This window comes from Bradyrhizobium sp. ISRA430, assembly GCF_029909975.1.
Classification (GTDB): Bacteria; Pseudomonadota; Alphaproteobacteria; order Rhizobiales; family Xanthobacteraceae; genus Bradyrhizobium.
Genome location: NZ_CP094516.1, coordinates 3,101,225 through 3,122,775 on the forward strand (window position 1 = coordinate 3,101,225; position 21,551 = coordinate 3,122,775).

5 protein-coding genes are annotated in these 21,551 nt (G+C 64.1%); 2 read left to right on the forward strand and 3 right to left on the reverse strand.

Annotation, left to right across the window (positions count from 1 at the left end; genetic code table 11):
- From MTX21_RS15045 to MTX21_RS15055, 3 genes are all read right to left on the reverse strand, one after another.
- Positions 1–960, reverse strand: a complete 960-nt coding sequence (locus MTX21_RS15045; protein ID WP_280965580.1) for a phosphate acetyltransferase — start codon at positions 958–960, stop codon at positions 1–3.
- Positions 961–989: 29 nt separating this feature from the next.
- Positions 990–3,212 carry a DUF3141 domain-containing protein gene (locus MTX21_RS15050; RefSeq protein ID WP_280965581.1) on the reverse strand — a complete coding sequence of 741 codons (2,223 nt, stop codon included), beginning with the start codon at positions 3,210–3,212 and terminating at the stop codon, positions 990–992.
- A 64-nt stretch (positions 3,213–3,276) separates the two neighbouring features.
- Positions 3,277–4,422: an AI-2E family transporter gene (locus MTX21_RS15055; protein WP_280965582.1), complete on the reverse strand. Its 1,146-nt coding sequence runs from the start codon at positions 4,420–4,422 to the stop codon at positions 3,277–3,279.
- Between the two features lie 649 nt (positions 4,423–5,071).
- Between MTX21_RS15055 and MTX21_RS15060 the strand changes: the two genes are divergently transcribed.
- The gene (locus tag MTX21_RS15060) at positions 5,072–10,456 is read left to right on the forward strand and encodes a hypothetical protein (protein ID WP_280965583.1); all 5,385 of its coding nucleotides are present in this window, start codon (positions 5,072–5,074) and stop codon (positions 10,454–10,456) included.
- A 146-nt stretch (positions 10,457–10,602) separates the two neighbouring features.
- Positions 10,603–21,510 (forward strand): Ig-like domain-containing protein, encoded by a 10,908-nt coding sequence (locus MTX21_RS15065; protein WP_280965584.1) that lies wholly within the window; start codon positions 10,603–10,605, stop codon positions 21,508–21,510.
- Positions 21,511–21,551: the final 41 nt, after the last annotated feature.

Below are 21,551 nucleotides of genomic sequence, written 5' to 3' on the forward strand. Positions count from 1 at the left end.
TCACGCGGCAACCGTCGGCGCCGTCTGGCGCCGGGCGCGGGCATAGAGCGCCGCCACCGCGCAGGATGCCATCCGCGCGCGCGGTGAATCCGCGCGCGAGGTCAGGACGACCGGCACCCTCGCGCCAAGCACGATGCCGGCGCTATCCGCCTTGGCGAAATAGGCGAGGTTCTTGGCGAGCATGTTGCCGGATTCGAGATCCGGAACGACCAGGATCTGCGCACGGCCGGCGACCTCGGAGGCGATGCCCTTGATCCGCGCCGCTTCCATGTCGATGGCATTGTCGAAGGCCAAGGGACCGTCGAGCACGCCGCCGGTGATCTGCCCACGATCAGCCATCTTGCAGAGGGCTGCGGCTTCGATCGTCGAGGGGATTTTCGAGGTCACCGTCTCGACCGCCGACAGAATCGCAACGCGCGGCGTCTTGCCAAAGCCGGCCTGATTGTAGAGATCGATCGCGTTCTGGATGATGTCGCGTTTGGCGTCCAGATCCGGAAAAATGTTGATGGCGGCGTCCGTCACGAAGATGGTCTCGGCGTAGGCCGGCACGTCCATGACGAAGACATGGCTGATGCGCCGGTCAGTGCGCAGGCCGCCGACCTTGGCGGTCACGGCGCGCATCAGCTCGTCTGTGTGCAGGCTGCCCTTCATCAGCAGCTCGCCCCTGGCAGCATGAATCAGTTCGACGCCCTTCGCGGCTGCCGCCTCACTATGCGGCGCGTCGACGATCTCGAAGCCGGAGACGTCAAGTTCGAATTTAGCAGCCGTGTCCCTGATCTTCTTCTCGGGCCCGACCAGGACCGGCCGGATGATGCCGGCGCTCGCGCTGTCGACGGCGCCGCGGAGCGAGGTCTCGTCGCAGGGATCCACGACCATGGTCGGGGTTGGCGGTGCGGCTCTGGCCGCCGCGATCAGGCGCTCATACTTGCTGCCGGGCTTGGCTTGCGTCGTGTCCGACATGGTGTCACTCCCGATCCTGCCAATCCGCGTTACGATGCCCTTGCCTTGGAGTCGAAAGGGGCGACGTTCGAGGTCGACTCCCCTTCGCCGTCCAGACCGAACAGCTCGGCGACGTGCTTCAGACGCTTGGCGCGTTCACCGGTGATGTCCGCGCTCGCCGACAGCACCTCGCGCATCGCCGCGAAGGCCCCGCGCCGTAGCGTCATGTCGTCGGGCAACAGCCGCGGGATGGTGGCCAGGGCGCCCTCGCGGTCCAGCAGCAGCATGAAAAACTGCTCGCGCACCAGCATCTTGAATTCCGACAGCGTCAGCCGAGGACCGGCGTGGTCGCGCCGAACCTGCCGCAGCGCCTCGATGCTTCGCTCGTCGACCATGCCGCGCGCGGAGCCGACATAAAGCAGCGCGCGAAGTGCGGCTTCGCGAAGTCCACCCTCGCCGATCCTCGACTTCAGCTCGGCGATCCGCTTCGCCAGCATGGCGCGGTGCTCCGGCGACATCTCACGCCGGCGCGTTGGCACGGCATTCGGGTCGACGCCGACGGCAGCCTGGAGCACGGGCGAGCCGTAGACGTTGAGGAAGATCATCTCGCTCAGCGCCTCCTGCGCGTCGCGCCAGCTATCGAGCGCGTGGACGATCTGTTTCGAGATCTGTTCCTGGAACGCCAGGAACGGATTGTCATCCGAAGCCGGCCTGCGATTGTCCTCGACACGGTCGGCGGCCGCCTTGACGGTGGACATCCAGGGATTTTGACTGCTGAACGCCTCATATTGCAATCGCAGCGGATGCATCTTGCGCGCCCATTCGGCGATCTGCGGTGTCACCATCCGCTTGACCCAAGGCTGCACGAACTTCTGGTAGGCCGCGAGATTGAGCTCGGAGATGCGCTTGGCAGCGGCAAAGCGGCGCTCGTCCTCCGGCGAATTGCCGCCCATCGCACGGATATCGTCGAGCGTTCGGGCCTCGCAGCGCATCACCCACTGGCCGGCCGCGAGATCAGCATTAACCGTCTCGGGGCCGCGGGCCTCGAACGTGGCTTCATAGAGCCCGGGCGGTAGCACGTCGATCAGATCGATATTGCTCGAGAATTCCGCATGCTCCTTCTTCGCGACGCCGCCGGAGACGAAGATGCCGAGATGACCGACACTTTCGTGGACGGTGTAGACGATGGTCTGGCCATAGGCCCTGATCTCATCGACGTCGGCGTAGCAGTCGAGGATCCAGTCCAGCGCCTGCTGCGGCGGGGTGATGTTGTCACCCTTGGAGCAGAACACCACGATCGGCGAGCGGATGTTGCGCAGATCCACCTTCTGTCCGTCGGACATCTCGATGCGACCCGCGGCGAGATTGTTGCCGATGAACAGTTCATCGACGATGAACTGGATCTCCTCGGCATTGAGATTGACGTGCCCGCCCCACCAACGCTCGAAATCGAGGTAGCGCTCGGCCTCGGTGTCGACCTTCGCATAGACGTTGTATTGCTTGGTCCAGAGCGTGTTGGAGGGGTTCTGGCTCTCGAAGTTCTGCACCAGCCAGGCACCGTCGAACTTTCCGGCGCCAAGGTCGCTCGTCAGCGCCGTCAGCCAGCTTCCGCCCAAGAGGCCGCCGGAATAGCGCATCGGATATTTTCCGTGCACGCCTGCCCAGTAGGCCAGCGGCGCGCCGGCGATGATCAGGGGGCCGAACAGCTCGGGCCGCAGCGACGCCAGGATCATGATGGCCCAGCCGGCCTGGCAGTTTCCGATCACGCACGGCTTGCCGTCAGCCTCGGGATGACGGCTGATGACCGTCTCGAGGAACTTCGCTTCCGCACGCGCGATCCGCTCGATGGTCTGGCCCGGCACCGGCTCGGGCAGGAAGCCGATGAAATAGCAGGGATGTCCCGCCTTCATCGCAACGCCGATCTCGCTGTCCGCCTTGAAGCCGCCGATCCCCGGGCCGTGGCCGGCGCGCGGATCGACCACGACGAACGGCCGCCGGCCCATATCGATCTCGACATCGCTGGGCGGAATGATGCGCACCAGCGCGTAGTTGACCGGCTCGTCCAGCGTCCGGCCGTCAATGATCAATTCGGCGGCATATTGCAGGACGTGCGGGGCGGTCTGTGCGACATGCTCGCGATACTGGTCGCCGCGCTGGCGCATGATGTCCAGGAACAGGACGCTGCGCTGTCCCGCATCGACCATGTATTCCACGGCGGAGGACACCCAGCCCGACATTGGGCCGCCCGGCAGTCTTACGTTTTTCATCGACATATTCGACCTCGCCGTCGCAGGCCCCCATTCAAGGAGGTCTGCAATCCCCCGACGTTGACATAGGTCAACGGTCGGCGACGACGTCCGAGGCCGGCGTGGCGCGATCGATCCGGATCCAGGCCGCCGCCAGTTCCCAGGCAACCGACAGGATGATCGGCCCGATGAAGAGACCGATGATCCCGTGCGCGAGCGTCCCGCCGATCACCCCGATCAGGATTACGAGCGTCGGCGTCGTCAGGCCGCGGCCCATGACGAGCGGTTTTAAGATGTTGTCGAGCAGACCGACGACGACGAGATAGACCGTCAGGAGCAAGGCCGTGGTCACGTCCTTGTCCATCCAGATCCAGATGAGCACGGGAAGAAGGACGATGGTGGCACCGATCTGCACGATCGACAGCAGCAGCACGATGACGGCGAGCAAGCCGGCGCTCAGGAGGCCTGCGAGCTTGAAGCCGATGCCCGCCAAAAGCGCCTGCACGATCGCGACGCCGATGATGCCCTGCGACACCGCGCGGATGGTCGCGCCGGCAAGCTCCAGAAAATGCTCGCTCTGCTCCGGCACGATGCGGAACAGGAAGCCGCGGACCGCGCCGACGAGCTGCGGCCCGTACGGGAATAGGAAGCCGGCGACGAGCACCGACAGCAGAAACTCGAGCGTGCCGAGACCGGCGCTGCCCGCGAATGACAACATCATCCCGGCGAGCGGCTTCAGATATGGCGCGATCTCGCGCAGAGCCGCCCGGATATTGGTGTAGGCTTCAGTCCAGAGATCGTAGAGCCATGGTCCGACCAGCGGCCAACCCTTAATCTGCTCGGGAGCGGCCTGAAGCGCGAAATCGCCGGTGGCGATCTGGCTTGCGAGATCCCTAATCCCTTCGACGGCGCTGAGGCCAAGCCAGGTGGCAGGACCAATGACGATACCAAGCGTGACCAAGGTGAGAATGGCCGCGGCGATCCGGGGCCGGCCACCGAGGCGCTTGGCAAGCCAGCCGAACGCCGGATAGAACGCCACCGCAAGCACCGCGCTCCAGGTCAGGATCGGCACGAAGGGCTTGATGATGAGGAAGGTCCAGACGATCAGCAGCGCCAGCAATCCGAGCCGGATCACGAACTGAATGATGTCGTCCGCGGACAGGAGCTGGCGAAGTGTCTTCAAGGCTTGAGGCCCGGGTCTTGAGCAGTGACACACGCGCGGAGCGTAACGTCCCATCTCGCCCAGCAGGCTTGATCCAGATCAAGCGGGGCGTAGCCCCAGGGCCGGCTACTGCGGATGTGCTCGCGCACGAAGACCGCAGCGGCAGTTTGGCCTCGCTCGCTCAGTTCACCTGGCTTCGGCCTGCGACCCGATGCCGCCGGTCCTCAGATCTGATCCGTTCTGTCAATGCCTGGCGCATGACGAAATCAGGTTCGGCCTGCTGTCCTGCGTTCACCTATCGCCGACGCGAGAGTGCTTCGAGCTCTCGGCCTGCGTCGATTCAACCAATACTCATCCCGCTTTAGCGCTTTGCCTGCCAAAGCGGCCGCCAATCTTCATTCGCTTCAACGAGGGAGCACCAGACTTTCCGGCAGGCTGGTTGCGGCGTCCGCCCGTGATTCCCGCTCTCGATCGGCCATCAGACCAAGTCTGACATGCGACAGGGAATCCTGCTGGACCGATTGCACGCTTTGCATTGTGGTAGCACGTCAACGCCTGGGCTTCGACTGGCTCTCCGAGGGGGAAACTAATCGCGTCTTCCTGCATCACGCACGCAACTCATCTCCGCGCCAGCCCTGACAACGTTTGAAAACATTGCGCCGCTTCAGACGGCCCGCAACGTCGCTGTCATGGCTAGGGCGAGATCGCTTGAGGAATGGCAGACATGGCGACCACGATTGGTAACTTGATCACGCTTGACGGGCAGTTCTCCGATTGGCCAGCGGCCGAAGCCATCATGACGCCGTCAAACACCGTCGCCGGATATCAGGTCTATGGCGCTCTTCTCGACGATCAGACACTCGGCAAGACGTATCTGATCGGCATCAACGCGACACTGGCGACCGACCCGACCATCGCTGCATTCACCTACATCTATCTGAACACGGATCAGAGCAGAACGACCGGCTATAGCCCGTTCGGCAGCGTGGGGGCCGAGTACTTCGTCCAGTTCATCGCCAGCCAGGGCGGCGCGCTCCAGCCCTATCTCTATTCGGTCGATTCCGCCGGAGTTGCCACCCAGATCAACGGTGGAGCGCCGCTCGACTTCGGCATCTCGGCCGACGGTGAAAGTGTCGAGATCGCGATCCCGCAAACCCTGCTGACGCCATCGGGCGGCACCGCGCCGACCTCGATCAATTTCGCGGCCCTGATCAACAATGGGCAGGCTGCGCTGCCCGGGGATTTCAGCAACAGCCCGCAATACACCATCACCGATACGTCCGTTCCGGCAAGCCCTCCCGTCACGATCGGAAACTTGATCACGCTCGATGGTCAGTTTGCGGATTGGCCCGCGGCCGATTCCGTCGAGAGGCCGGGAAATGCCGTCGCGAATTACCAGATCGACGGCGCCCTGATCGACGATGCGACCCTCGGCAAGACTTACGTCATCGGCATTGAGGCGACCGCCGCGGAAGATCCGGTCATCGCATCAAACACCTTCATCTATCTGAACACGGACCAGAACGCCACGACCGGCTACAAAGTGTTCGGCAGCACGATTGGCGCGGAATATTACGTGAAGTTCGCGCCCGACGTGAACAACAACAATACGCTTAAGCCCTATCTGTATTCCGTGGCGCCGAATGGCGCCGAGACCCTGCTCAACAACGGCGCGCCGCTCAATTTTGCCATGTCGGCCGATGGCAAGAGCGTCGAATTGGCGATCCCGCAGGCACTGTTGACGCCCGCCGGCGGCGCCGCGCCCACCTCGATCAATTTTGCCGCCCTGGTCAACAATGGCGCGGTCGCACTGCCGGGCGATTTCAGCGGTCCGCAATACACCATTACCGATCCCTCGACGCTGATCCCGGTCGATCATACGGTCAAGAAAGTCGCAATCATCTATTCGGCAACGACGGCCGCCCTGTATTTCGGCGGCGCCGGCAGCGGCGGCGAGTCGGGCTCAGGATCGGTTCCTGGTGCCAGCGGGGCGGGACAGACCGCCTATGCCGACCTGTTCATGGCCGCGCAACACCAGGCGGCGGCAGCCGGCGTCTCCTATGACCTCCTGACCGAGGCCGACCTGACCAACGTCGCCAAGCTCTCGCAGTACAGCGCGCTGATCTTCCCGAGCATGGAGAATGTCCAGTCGAGCCAGGTGTCCGCGATCGTGAGCGCACTGACCCACGTGGTCTACGATTACCATGTGCCGATCATTACCGCCGGCAATTTCCTGACCAACGACGAGACCGGCGCGCCGCTATCCGGCAATTCCTACGCCAACATGCAGTCGCTGCTGAACGTCACGCTGGGCCAGTCCGGTAGCGCGACGTATTCAGTGACGGCCAACGCGGATGCACTGGCCAGCAACAATTCCGTGGTCTCCGGCTACACCGCCGGCGAGCTGATCGGCGGCGCCAGCGGCCAATTCGCCGGCCAGCCGGCAGGCTATTACACCAACACCGGCTATCTCACCTTCAACGGCGTGACGCAGCCCGCCACGGTGCTGGCGGATATCAACATCCAGGGCGGAGGCTCGGTGGCCGGCGTGGTGCAAACGACCACGGGCGGCACCAACACCGTATTTTCGACCACCGGCCTGCTCGGCGACAGCAATCTGCTGCAGCACGCGATCCAGAACGCCGTGTTCGGCACGACGCCGAGCCTGACGATCGATGTCTCCCGTATGCAGGGCGTGCTCGCCTCGCGCACCGATCTCGACCAATCGCAGTTCCCGTCCGACGTCTCGCCCGAGGGCGGCGGCGCGGGCATCTACGCCCAGTTGATCCCGATCCTGCAGCAATGGAAGCAGCAGTATAATTTCGTCGGCAGCTACTACGCCAATATCGGCGACGACGCCAATACGGCCAACGCGAACTTCACGAATTGGTCCGTGTCCGCCCCGATCTACAAGGCCCTCATGGCGATGGGCAACGAGATCGGCACCCACTCCTATACCCATCTCATCAATCCGCCCACGGTCGACGCCAACGGCAATCCGGTGCCGACCACGATCATCAACGGCGAGGTTGTCTCCACCTGGAACGAGAATACCAACACGCTCTATGTCACGGCGCCCGCCAACGGCTCGGCGCCGAACTGGACCTTCGCCTACGAGTTCGGGCAATCGAAGTCGATCCTTGAGCAGCAGCTCGGCATCACGCTTGCTGGCGCGGCGGTGCCCGGCGCCAATGACTTCATCGCGACGTCGGCGCAGATTCTGCCCTACTTCCAGAGTACGGCGGGCCTCACCGGCTACGTCACCGGCGGCTGGACCGGCGCCGGTGCGGGCTATCCCAATGCCTTCGGCTACATCGATCCGAGCAACACCAACTCGGTCTATATCGCGCCCAATGTCACGTTCGATTTCACCGAGATCGGATACCAGCACAAGACGCCGGCGCAGGCGCTGGCCGATTGGCAGACACTGTTCGGTCAGCTCTCGGCGAACTCGTCGGCACCGATCATCGTTTGGCCGTGGCACGACTATGGGCCGACAAACTGGGACACCAACGGCACCGGCGCAGATTCGGGCTACAACACGCAGATGTTCACGGACTTCATCGCCTACGCTTACAACCAGGGCTATGAGTTCGTCACTGTCTCCGATCTCGCCGCGCGCATTGCCGCACAGCAAAAGGCGACGCTGACCGAGACCACCAATGGCAACGTGATCACCGCGACGATCACACCGGACCCGACGGCGCCCGATCTCGGCGCGATGGCATTGAATGTCACCAACGGTGCCGGCCAGATCATTCAGAACGCGGGCAATTGGTACGCTTACGACAACGACAGCATCTTCCTGCCGAGGAATGGCGGCACCTTCAACGTCACGCTCGGTACCAGCGCGGACGATGTCACACATATCAACTACCTGCCGATGCGGGCTGACCTGCTCTCCGTGACCGGCGATGGTACGAACCTGGCGTTTTCGATGACGGGCGACGGCGAGGTCGACGTCCATGTCCAGACGCCGGGGGTGAACATCGTCTCGATCCAGGGCGCCCTGACCGCAACGCTGTTCGGATACGATCTGGCGCTGATGTTCAATGATGGCGCGTTGGCCGTCGATCCAAACGGACCACAGGGCTTGGCGGTCCGGCATGACGTCACCATCACGGATGGGGCCGCCGCGGTTGCATCGAGCGGCAACGACATCATCTTCGGCGGTTCGGCCAACGATACAATCAGTGCCCTGGACGGCAACGACACCATCAGCGGCGGTGGCGGGAATGACATCATCGATGGCGGAACCGGTACCAACACGGCAGTCTATTCTGGTCTTACCACCGACTACACTTTCACCTTGAATGCTGACGGCAGCGTCATTGCTGCCGACATGCGCGATGGCTCGCCCGACGGCACCGACACCGACATCAATATCCAGAATTTCCAGTTTGGTGACGGCAGCGTGGTGGCCAAGGCTTTACTGCCATTTTCCGCCATCATGGGAACGGCGGGCAACGATACTCTGACCAACTCCGCCGTCATCCCCAGCACGGGCCAGACCCTCTTCGGGCTGGGCGGCGACGACACGTTGACCGCCGGCACCGGAGGCAACGCCATTCTGGACGGTGGCGATGGCAATGACACGCTGACCGACGCGGGCGCGAGCGCTCCGGTAAGCATCGTCGATACCATGATCGGCGGAGCGGGCGACGACACCTATGTCGTGACGCGGGCCAATGACATCATCATTGAACAACCCAATGGCGGTACTGACACGGTTCGCACCAACCTTGCCAGCCTCGTGCTGGCCGACAACGTCGAGAACGTGGTCTACACGGGCACGACTGGTATCTCTCTCACCGGCAACGCCTCGGCAAACACGTTCAGCGGCTTTCACGGCACCACCACTTTCAACGGAGGCGACGGCACCGACACCGTCTTGTTCACGGGCGAGTTCGGCCAATACACCAAGACGCAGAATGCCGATGGCAGCATCAAGCTTGTCGATACAAGAACAGCTTCGCCGGACGGCACCGCGACATTCAGCAACGTCGAGATGTTCCAGTTCAGCGACGGGCTGGTCCTCACCGCGGCGCAGCTCGGTCCGGCGGCCGTCGTCAATGGAACGTCCGGCAACGACACCCTAACGAGCACGATGGCCGGCGCCATCATTTCCGGACTCGCGGGCAATGACACCATGACGGCCGGCGCCGCCAATCAGATCCTCAATGGCGGAGCCGGTAACGATACGCTGAGGGACAATGGCAAGACCGGCGTAGTCTTGTTCGGCGGAGCGGGCAACGACACCTACGTCGTGACCAGCGCAGGGACCGTCGTTACCGAGCTTGCGGGGAATGGTACGGACGCCGTTCAGACCTCCCTTTCGAGCTATCAGCTCTCCGTCAATATCGAGAGCCTCACCTATACGGGAAGCGGAAGCTTTACCTCGACCGCAACTGCGGCAGGACAAACGATTTCCGGCGGCTCTGGAGCCGATACGCTCAGCGACGGCGGATTCGGCAGTGTCACACTCCGCGGCAATGGCGGCGCCGACAAGTTCTTCGTGAGCAGCGCTTCGACTTCAGTCGTCGAAACGGGCAGCGCGAGCTCGAGCGTGACCACCACACTGTCCAGCTATACGCTGACGAACAACGTCCAGAACCTGACCTACACTGGATCCGCCGCCTTCACCGGCACTGGCAACTCATCGGCAAATACCATCACGGGCAGCACAGGCAACGACACGCTGTCCGGTGGTGGTGGCGGCGATACGCTGATCGGCGGCGCCGGTAACGACCGCATGTCAGGCGGAGGCGGAGGCGTCGACAATTTCGTGTTCGCGCCGATCAATCCCACCACGGTGAACGGCGTCTACAACGCCGGCTTCGGCAGCGATGTGATCACCGACTTCAACGCGAATGCGCTCAGCTCCGATCACGACGTCCTGCAGCTCTCCGCGTCGATGTTCGCCGCGGGCACCACCGCATCGGCGATCGCCAATGGAACGGCGCACAATGCTGCGGGCGGCCTCGTTACGGTTGTGCAGTCGGGATCCAACGTCGTGATCACGGTGGACCCGACCGACACGATCACGCTCAACAGCGTTTCGCTTACGCTGCTCAAGCTCGGCGCCACCACCGACATCCATCTCGTCTGACCGAAAGGGACCGAATCCGGCCGACTTAAGCATCACACATCATCGTTCGCAGCCAATCACATTTGTTCTCTTTATCTCGGGCGACTTTCATACGGAACTCTTATCGCAAACCTTCGATCGCGTTGCATTTTTATGGGGCCAGTCACATGATCACCTCGCATCACGAGATTGCTTTCATCGACCGTAACGTGGACCAACTGACCGCGCTGCTGGCAGGTTTGCGAGCAGAGGTCGAGCCGATCGTGCTGTCGGCCGATGCTCCCGCTCCGCGGCAGATGGCGGACGTCCTGAAGCATCGGTCGGACCTCGCGGCCATTCACCTGATCGCGCATGGCGCGCCGGGACAGGTGAACTGCGGAACGAGCGCGCTCACACTCGAGACGATCGAAAACGAGGACGAGGATCTCGCGGCAATCGGCCGCGCACTGGGCAACGGCGGCTCACTCCAGCTATGGGCGTGCAACGCGGCCAGAGGCGCGCGCGGCACGGCGTTCGTCGATGCCTTGGCGCGGGCGACGGGCGCACAGGTGTTGGCTGCAACGGGTCTGGTCGGTGCCGCTGCGCTCGGTGGCGGCTGGGAGCTTCACGCGCGCTCGGGCGCGAATCATGCCCAGGCGCCGCTGACGGCGCAGGGAATCGGGAACTACGCGGCCGTGATGGCGGCAAAGACCTGGACCGGCGGCGGCAGCACGGGCAATCCGAACAGCGGAAACTGGAGTTCTTCGGGCAATTGGAGCCCGAGCGGCGTTCCCGCGGCCGGTGATGACGTCACGATCGGCGGCAACTCCGGCGGCAGCTATACCGTTACCCTCGACGTCAGCTCCGCGGCGCTCAATTCGCTGACCATGAATTTCAACAATACGGCGACGCTGTTGATCGGCAGCGGCAAAACGCTCAACGTGACCAATACCGTAAGCCTGAACTCGACCAACATCATCTCGATGTCGGGCGGCACGGTCAACGCAGGCACCCTCGCGCTGATAGCCCCAAGCGCCAACGTGACCGGTTTTGGCACGCTGAGTATCTCCGGTCATTACACCGGGACGGGCAAGTTGACTGCAAACGGCGGCACGCTCGATGTGTTCGGGACAGTCGACAGCGGCGTTGTCTTGACGATCGGCACTTCCTCCAATTCGAACCTGAAGCTTGAAGGCACGGCGACCTCGGCTGCGATCACCATCAACAACGCCAACCAGACGCTCGAAATCGGCGCCAGCGGCAGCCTGACGCTAACCGCGGCGGAAAGCATCACCAATGGCAAGATCCAGCTCGACGGCGGCACGCTGACCGATGCGTCCGGCCTGACGATCGGTGCCAGTGCGACCTTGATCGGTTCGGGCACGGTGGCGGCGAACATCGCCGCCGGCACCGGCACGATCACGGCCAGCGGCGGTGTGCTGAATTTGAACGGCACCGTGGCCAGCGGCAACGCGTTTACGATTGCGAGCGCGTCGGCATCGACGCTGAAGTTCTCCGGCACGTCGACCATGGCGACTGCGGTCTCGATCACCAGCGCCAACCAGACGCTCGAGGTTGGAGCCGGCGGCAATCTGACGATCGGCTCAACCGAAATCGTTACCAACGGCAAGATTGTATTGAGCGGCGGCACGCTGACCGACAGCAACGGCATCGTCATCAGCAGCGGCGCGACACTGAGCGGCACTGGCACGGCAGGTGCGATCACGCTCTCGGGTGGAACGATCACGCAGACCGGCGGCACACTCACGTTGGCAAGCATCATTGGCAGCGGAAATGTCAATGGCACCATCACCAATGCGGCGATTACCGCCAAGGGCGGCACGCTAGACCTGTTCGGCTCGATTGCCGGAACCAGCACGCTCGCCATCGACTTCAGTGCAGCGACGATTTTGAAGATCGATGGGACGGTATCTTCCGGCGCGATTTCGATCGTCAGTTCCAACCAGACGCTGGAGATCGGCGCCACCGGTAGCCTGACGCTGACCTCGGCGCAAAGCATCACCAACGGCAAGATCCAGCTCGACGGCGGCACGCTGACCGATGCGTTCGGCCTCTCGATCGATAATGCCGCGACGTTGATCGGAAAGGGTATAGTTGCGGCAACGGTGAATACCAGTGGCATCGGAACCATCACGGCGAGCGGCGGTACGCTCGAGTTTTCCAGCGCTGTCGGCAGCACAAGCGCCGCCTCGTTCCACATCGCCAACGTCGCCGGCTCGGTGCTGAAGTTCGATGGTGCCGTCGGCACGGCCTCGATTCATCCGACCATCACGTTCGATGGCGGCCAGGGCGTTCTCGATCTCTCGTCGGACACGCTTCCGAATTTCCATGGCACCATAGCCAATTTCGCGGGCGGCGAAGGCATCAAGGTCAATGGCGCGGCCGCCGCCGTGCTCGATTCATCGGGCACCTTCATCACCGTTTATGACTCCGCGCACAACTCTCTTGGGACCCTCAATCTGTCCACTTCATATGCCGGCAGTGAGTTTACCGTCTCGAGCGGCACCATTTCGGTAAACGCGGACACGACGACGCCAACCGGCGGAACGCCGGACCTGATCGATGCGTCCGATTCCGGCGTGCTGCATACCGACAACATTACGAATGTCACCGCACCTGCGTTCACCGTCACGCTCGATGGGACGGTCGCGGTTGGTGATACCGTTCAGTTGCTGCTTGACGGCTCGCCGCTGGCGCATGCCGTAACGCATACGATCTCGTTCGCTGATCTCAGCGCCGGCAAGGTGACTCTCACGGTGACGGCAGGCGACCTCGGTGCCGATGGCATCAAGTCGATTTCGGCCAAGTTTAGCGACGTGGCTGGGCACACATCGACAACCTCGGCGCTGGCGATTACACTTGATACCACGGCACCGACGGGCGGGGCGCCCGACCTGACCGCAATCTCCGATACCGGTTCGTCAAGCACCGACGACCTCACCAATGAGACGGCGCCGACCTTCCAGGTCGCGCTCGATCCGTCTGTGCAGGCGGGCGACACGGTCGAGCTTAAGCTCGGCGGGGCATCGCTGGCGAATCCGGTACTGCATACGATTACGGCAGCCGAAGTTGCGGCTCAGTCCGTTCAGTTGACGGTGACGGCCGGCGACCTGGGCGCCGATGGCACGAAGTCGCTCACCGCGGTCTTTACCGATGCCGCCGGGAATACATCGACGACCTCGGCAACGGTCATCACGCTCGACACGACGCCGCCGACGGCGAGCATCACGCTTGACGCCATCACTCCCGACAATATCCTCAACGCAGCAGAGGCCGGCAGCACGGTCACCGTAACCGGCACGGTCGGCGGCGACGTCCATGATGGCGACACCGTCACCCTGACGGTGAACGGCACCACCTATACCGGCATGGTCTCGGGCACGACGTTCAGCATCGGTATCGCTGGCAGCAATCTCACCGCCGATGGCGACCGTACGGTCGACGCCAGCGTCACCACGGCTGACGCCGCCGGCAATGCGACCACGGCCACGGCGACCAAGGCCTACGCGGTCGACACGGTGGCGCCGACCGCCACCCTGGCAGTCAATGACATCACCGCGGACAACGTGCTCAATGCAGCGGAGGCCAGCGCCACGGTCGCCGTGACCGGCACGGTCGGCGGCGATGTCCATGATGGCGACACCGTCGCCTTGACGGTGAATGGTACCGCCTACAACGGCGTGGTCTCGGGTACGACCTTCAGCATCGGCATCAACGGCAGCGATCTCGTCGCCGACGCCGATCACACGGTCGACGCCAGCGTCACGACCACCGATCCGGCCGGCAACAGCACCACGGCCACGGCGACGAAGGCCTATACGGTCGATACTACGGCGCCGACGGCGAGCATCGCCGTGGACGCCATCACCTCCGACAACGTCCTCAACGCAGCGGAGGCCGGCGGCACCGTGGCGGTGACCGGTACGGTCGGCGGCGACGTCCATGATGGCGACACCGTCACCCTGACGGTGAACGGCACTGCCTACACCGGCGCTGCCAGCAACGGTGGCTTCAGCATCAACGTCGCGGGCAGCGATCTCGCCGCCGATGGCGACCACGCGGTCGACGCCAGCGTCACCACCACCGATCCGGCCGGCAACAGCACGACCGCCACGGCGACCAAAGTCTATGCGGTCGACACTACGGCGCCGACGGCGAGCATCGCCGTGGACGCCATCACCTCCGACAACGTCCTCAACGCAGCGGAGGCCGGCGGCACCGTGGCGGTGACCGGTACGGTCGGCGGCGACGTTCATGATGGTGACACCGTCACCCTGACGGTAAACGGCAATGCTTATACCGGCACAGTCTCGGGCACGACCTTCAGCATCGGCGTGGCTGGCAGCGATCTCACCGCCGACGGCGATCATGCGGTTGACGCCAGCGTCACCACCACGGACACAGCGGGCAACAGCACCACTGCAACGACAACCAAAACCTATGCAGTCGATACTGCCGCGCCGAGCGCCAGCATCACGCTCGACGCTATCACTGCAGACAACGTGCTTAACGCGGCGGAGGCGGCCGGCACCGTGGCGGTGACCGGTACGGTCGGCGGCGACGTCCATGAGGGCGACACCGTCACCCTGACAGTGAACAGCACCGCTTACACTGGCGTGGTCAGCGGTACGACCTTCAGCATCAACGTCGCAGGCAGCGATCTCGCCGCCGATGGCGACCATGCGGTCGACGCCAGCGTCACCACCACCGATCAGGCCGGCAACAGCACCACGGCCACGGCGGCGAAGGCCTATACGGTCGATACCACGGCGCCGACGGCGAGCATCGCCGTGGACGCCATCACTCCCGACAACGTCCTCAATGCAGCCGAGGCCGGCGGCACTGTGGCAGTGGCCGGCACGGTCGGCGGAGACGTCCACGATGGCGACACAGTCACTCTGACGGTGAATGGCACTGCCTATACCGGCGTGGTCTCGGGCACGACGTTCAGCATCCATGTCAACGGCAGCGATCTCGCCGCCGATGGCGACCATACTGTCGACGCCAGCGTCACCACGACCGATGCAGCCGGCAATAGCACGACCGCGACGGCAACCAAAGCCTATGCGGTGGACACTGTGGCGCCGACCGCCAGCTTGGGGGTGAACGACATCACCGCGGATAACGTCCTCAACGCAGCGGAAGCCGGCGGAACTATCGCTGTGACCGGCACGGTCGGCGGCGACGTGCATGACGGCGACACCGTCACCCTGACGGTGAACGGCACGGCCTATTCCGGCGCGGTCTCGGGCACGACGTTCAGCATCGGTGTCGCCGGCAGCGATCTCGCGGCCGATCTCGATCACACGGTCGACGCAAGCGTCACCACAATCGACGCAGCCGGCAATAGCACGACGGCGACGACAACCAAAGCCTATGCGGTGGACACCGTGGCGCCAACCGCCAGCCTGGCGGTGGACGCCATTACCACGGACAACGTCCTCAACGCAGCGGAAGCCGGTGGAACTATCGCTGTGACCGGCACGGTCGGCGGCGACGTCCATGACGGCGACACTGTCACCCTGACGGTGAACGGCAACGCCTATACCGGCGTGGTCAGCGGCACGACTTTCAGCATCGGCGTGGCTGGCAGCGATCTCGCCACCGACGCCGATCACACGGTCGACGCCAGCGTTGCCACCACGGACGCAGCGGGCAACAGCACGACCGCAACGACAACCAAGGTCTATGCGGTCGACACTGTGGCGCCCACCGCCAGCGTCGCACTCGACGCCATCACTGCCGACAACGTCCTCAATGCAGCGGAGGCGGCCGGCACCGTGGCGGTGACCGGCACGATCGGCGGCGACGTCCATGATGGCGACACCGTCACCCTGACGGTGAACGGCAACGCCTATGCCGGCACGGTTTCGGGCACGACCTTCAGCATCGGCGTCGTCGGCAGCGATCTCGCCGCGGACGGCGACCATACGGTCGACGCCAGCGTCACCACGACCGACGCGGCCGGCAACAGTACGACCGCAACGACGACTAAGGCCTACGCGGTCGACACCACGGCCACCGCCAGCATCGCGCTCGACAGCATCACTGCTGACAACGTTCTCAACGCAGCGGAAGCTGGCGGCACCGTCGCAGTGACCGGCACGGTCGGCGGCGATGTCCATGATGGCGACACCGTCACCCTGACGGTGAATGGTAGCGCCTACGCCGGCGCGGTCTCGGGCACGACGTTCAGCATCAATGTGGCGGGCAATGATCTCGCGGCCGATGCAGACCGTACGGTCGATGCCAGCGTCACCACGACCGACGCTGCCGGCAACAGCACGACCGCCACTGCGACCAAAGGCTACGCGGTCGACACTGTGGCGCCGGCCGCCACCCTGGCCGTGAACGACATCACCTCCGACAACGTCCTCAATGCAGCGGAGGCCGGCGGGACGGTCGCGGTGACCGGAACGGTCGGCGGCGACGTCCATGACGGCGACACCGTTACCCTGACGGTGAACGGCACGGCCTACACCGGAACGGTCTCGGGCACGAGCTTCAGCATCAGTGTCGCTGGCAGCGATCTCGCCGCCGATGGCGACCATACGGTCGACGCCGGCGTCACCACGACCGATGCGGCCGGCAATTCAACGACCACGACCACCACCAAGCTGTACACAGTCGACACCGTGGCACCGGCCGCCAGCCTGGCCGTGAACGACATCACCTCCGACAACGTCCTCAATGCAGCGGAGGCCGGCGGGACGGTCGCGGTGACCGGTACGGTCGGCGGCGACGTCCATGATGGCGACACCGTCACCCTGACGGTGAATGGCAATGCCTATATCGGCGCGGTTTCGAGTATGACGTTCAGCATCAGCGTCAACGGCAGCGATCTCGCGGCCGATGGCGACCATACGGTCGACGCCAGCGTCACCACGACCGATGCAGCCGGCAACAGCTCGACCGCCACCGCGACCAAGGCCTACACGGTCGACACCGCGGCGCCGACCGCCAGCCTGGCGGTCAACGACATCACCCCCGACAACGTCCTCAACGCAGCGGAGGCCGGCAGCACGGTCGCCGTGACCGGCACGGTTGGCGGCGACGTCCATGACGGCGACACCGTCACCCTGACTGTGAACGGCAACGCCTATACCGGCACGGTCTCGGGCACGACCTTCAGCATCGGCGTGGCTGGCAGTGATCTCGCCACCGACGCCGATCACACGGTCGACGCCAGCGTCACCACGACCGATGCGGCCGGCAATTCAACGACCGCGACCACAATCAAGCTATACACGGTCGACACCGTGGCACCGACCGCCAGCCTGGCCGTCAACGACATCACCTCCGACAACGTCCTCAACGCAGCGGAGGCCAACGGCACCGTGGCGGTGACCGGCACGGTGGGCGGCGACGTTCATGCTGGCGACACCGTCACCCTCACGGTGAACGGCAATGCCTATACCGGCACAGTCTCCGGCACGACGTTCAGCATCGGCGTCGCCGGCAGCGATCTCGCGGCCGACGGCGACCATACCGTCGACGCCAGCGTCACCACGGCCGATGCAGCCGGCAACAGCACGACCGCCACGGCGGCCAAGAGCTACACGGTTGACACCACCGGAACAGCCAGCATCGCAGTCAGCAACATCACCACGGACAACGTTCTCAACGCAACGGAGGCTGGCAGCACGATCGCCGTGACCGGCACGGTCGGCGGCGACGTCCATGACGGCGACACCGTTACCCTGACGGTGAACGGCAACGCCTATACCGGAACAGTGTCGGGTACGAGCTTCAGCATCGCCGTCGCCGGCAGCGATCTCGCCGCCGATGGCGACCATACGGTCGACGCCAGCGTCACCACCACCGACGCCGCAGGGAACAGCACGACCGCTACCGCGACCAAGGCCTACACGGTCGATACCGTGGCGCCGGCCGCCAGCCTGACGGTGAACGACGTCACCGCGGACAACGTCCTCAACGCAGCGGAGGCCGGCAGCACGGTCACCGTGACCGGGACGGTCGGCGGCGACGTTCATGATGGCGACACCATCACCCTGACGGTGAACGGCAATGCCTACGCCGGAACAGTTTCGGGCACGAGCTTCAACATCGGCGTCGCCGGCAGCGATCTCGCGGCCGATCTCAACCATACGGTCGATGCCAGCGTCACCACCACCGATGCGGCAGGGAACAGCACGACCGCGACCGCGACCAAGGCCTACACGATCGATACGGTGGCACCGATCGCCAGCCTGACGGTGAACGACATCACCGCGGACGACGTCCTCAACGCAGCGGAAGCCAGCAGCACGGTGGCGGTGACCGGCACGGTCGGCGGCGACGTTCATGATGGCGACACCATCACCCTGACGGTGAACGGCAATGCCTATACCGGCACAGTCTCGGGCACGACGTTCAGCATCACCGTCAACGGCAGCGATCTCGCGGCCGATCTCGACCATACGGTCGATGCCAGCGTCACCACAGCCGACGCGGCAGGGAACAGCACGACCGCGACCGCGACCAAGGCCTACACGGTCGATACCGTGGCGCCGATCGCCAGCCTGACGGTGAACGACATCACCACGGACAACGTCCTCAACGCAACGGAGGCCGGCAGCACCGTGGCGGTGACCGGCACGGTCGGCGGCGACGTTCACAGCGGTGACACCGTCACTCTGACGGTAAACGGCACCGCTTATACCGGAACCGTGTCGGGCACGACCTTCAGCATCGGAGTCGCCGGCAGCGATCTCGCGGCCGATGGCGACCATACTGTCGATGCCAGCGTCACCACGACCGATGCGGCCGGCAACAGCACGACTGCCACGGCGAGCAAGACCTACACGGTAGATACCGCTGGAACAGCCAGCATCGCCGTCAACGACATCACTGCGGACAACGTCATCAACGCGGCGGAGGCCGGCAGCACGATTGCCGTGACCGGCACGGTGGGCGGCGACGCCCATGACGGCGACACCGTTACCCTGACGGTGAACGGCAATGCCTATACCGGCACAGTCTCGGGCACAAACTTCAGCATCACCGTCAACGGCAGCGATCTCGCGGCCGATGCCGACCATACGGTCGATGCCAGCGTCACCACGACCGACGCGGTTGGCAACTCAACCACTGCGAGCGCGATCAAGACCTATACTGTCGACACCGTGGCGCCGACCGCTAGCCTGGCGATGAACGCCATCACCCCCGACAACGTCCTCAACGCAGCGGAGGCCGGCAGCACGGTCGCCGTGACCGGCACGGTCGGCGGCGACGTACACAGCGGCGACATCGTCACCCTGACGGTAAACGGCATGGCCTACACCGGCACGGTCTCGGGCACGAGCTTCAGCATCGGCGTGGCCGGCAGCGATATCGCTGCCGATAGCGACCATACGGTCGACGCGAGCGTCACCACGACTGACGCGGCCGGCAACGCGACCACGGCCACGGCGACCAAGAGCTACGCGGTCGACACCACCGCCGATTCAGCGCCAACGGCCGCGGTTGACATCACGCCGACCACAATCGACGCTACCGGCAAGAGCTCAGTCGCGTACACGATTGCGGGCGTCGATCCCGATGCGACCGCCAGCGTCACCTTCACAAGCAGCGGTGGCGGCTCCGTGACGGTCAATGCGCTGGGCAATGGTACGCACAATATCGACCTGACGTCCCTGAGTGACGGGACCGTCACTGCAACGATCGCACTGACGGATATTGCCGGCAACAGTGCGACCGGTATCGGTGACACCGCGAGCCTGACCACCAGCTCAGGCGGCATCACCCAAAACGGCACGTCGGGCCCCGACGTCATGACAGGCACGCCTTTCGACGACACGTTGAACGGCCTCGGCGGCGACGACACCCTGATCGGAAATGGCGGTAACGACAATCTCCAGGGCGGAGCCGGCAACGATACGTTCATGTACAAGGTCGGTGACGGAGCCGACACCATGAACGGCGGTGCGGGCACCGACAGCCTCTACATCACGGGAACTGCCGGCGACGACACCATCCACGTCGTCGCATCCAGCAGCACCCTCACCGGGCTCGAGGGAGGCACACTTGCCGGTATCGAGCGCGTGTATCTCGATCTCGGTGCTGGAAATGCGGACACGCTGAGCTATGCCGGCACGACCGCCAGCCTGACCGTCAACCTGCTGCAGTCGAATGCGACCGGGTTCACCTCGATCGCAGGCGTCGAGAACGTGACCGGCGGCTCTGGCAGCGATGATCTTACCGGAGATGCCCACGACAACGTGCTCGACGGCGGAGCCGGCAGCGACACCATCATCGGCGGTGGCGGAAATGACGTGATCTTCGGTGGCGCCGGCAATGATTTGATCATCTACAAGGTCGGCGATGGCGTCGATACCATCGACGGCGGCGCCGGTACCGATACGCTGGAAATTGACGGAACGTCCGGCACCGACGTCCTCAACGTCGTGGTGACAGGCTCCACAATCACCGGTCTTGCCGGAGGGACAGTTACCAACGTGGAGAAGGTGGAGCTCAATCTTCTTGGCAGCACGAACGACATGCTAAGCTACGCCGGGACCACGTCGAACATCACCGTCAATCTGGCCAACCAGGCCGGGACGGGATTTGTCTCGGTCGCCGGCGTCGAGCACGTCACGGGAGGTAGCGGCAACGATACCCTGACCGGCAATTCGGCGGCCAACCAGCTCATCGGTGGCGACGGCAACGACAAGATCAACGGTGGTGCCGGAGCCGACACGCTCACCGGCGGCGATGGCAGCGATACATTCGTCTACACGTCGCTCGCAAACTCGCGCGTGGCCGCGTTCGACACCATCAACGACTTTACGACCGGTGTCGACAAGCTCCAGATCGGTCACGCGCTCAACGGCCTGACCACCGGCTTGACGAAAACCACCGGTATCACCGGCGACCTGGCGACGGATCTCGCGAGCATCCTCAACAACACGAACCTCAAGGCCAATGGTGCCGCGGAAGTCACCATCGCCAGCGGTAGCGACGCCGGCACCTACGTGATCATCAACGATGGAGCGGCCGGCTATAAGGCCGGAAACGACGCCGTCATCAAGCTGGCTGGCGCCCCGCTCCTGCACACCACGGACTTCATCATCTGACCAGGCATGTGCTCGGTTGATGAGAGCAGTCTGACGCGAGC

Coding starts and splice junctions, on each gene's coding strand:
- MTX21_RS15045 (WP_280965580.1), bottom strand. CDS start 960: ATGTCGGACACGACGCAAGCCAAGCCCGGCAGCAAGTATGAGCGCCTG.
- MTX21_RS15050 (WP_280965581.1), bottom strand. CDS start 3,212: ATGTCGATGAAAAACGTAAGACTGCCGGGCGGCCCAATGTCGGGCTGG.
- MTX21_RS15055 (WP_280965582.1), bottom strand. CDS start 4,422: ATGGGACGTTACGCTCCGCGCGTGTGTCACTGCTCAAGACCCGGGCCT.
- MTX21_RS15060 (WP_280965583.1), top strand. CDS start 5,072: ATGGCGACCACGATTGGTAACTTGATCACGCTTGACGGGCAGTTCTCC.
- MTX21_RS15065 (WP_280965584.1), top strand. CDS start 10,603: ATGATCACCTCGCATCACGAGATTGCTTTCATCGACCGTAACGTGGAC.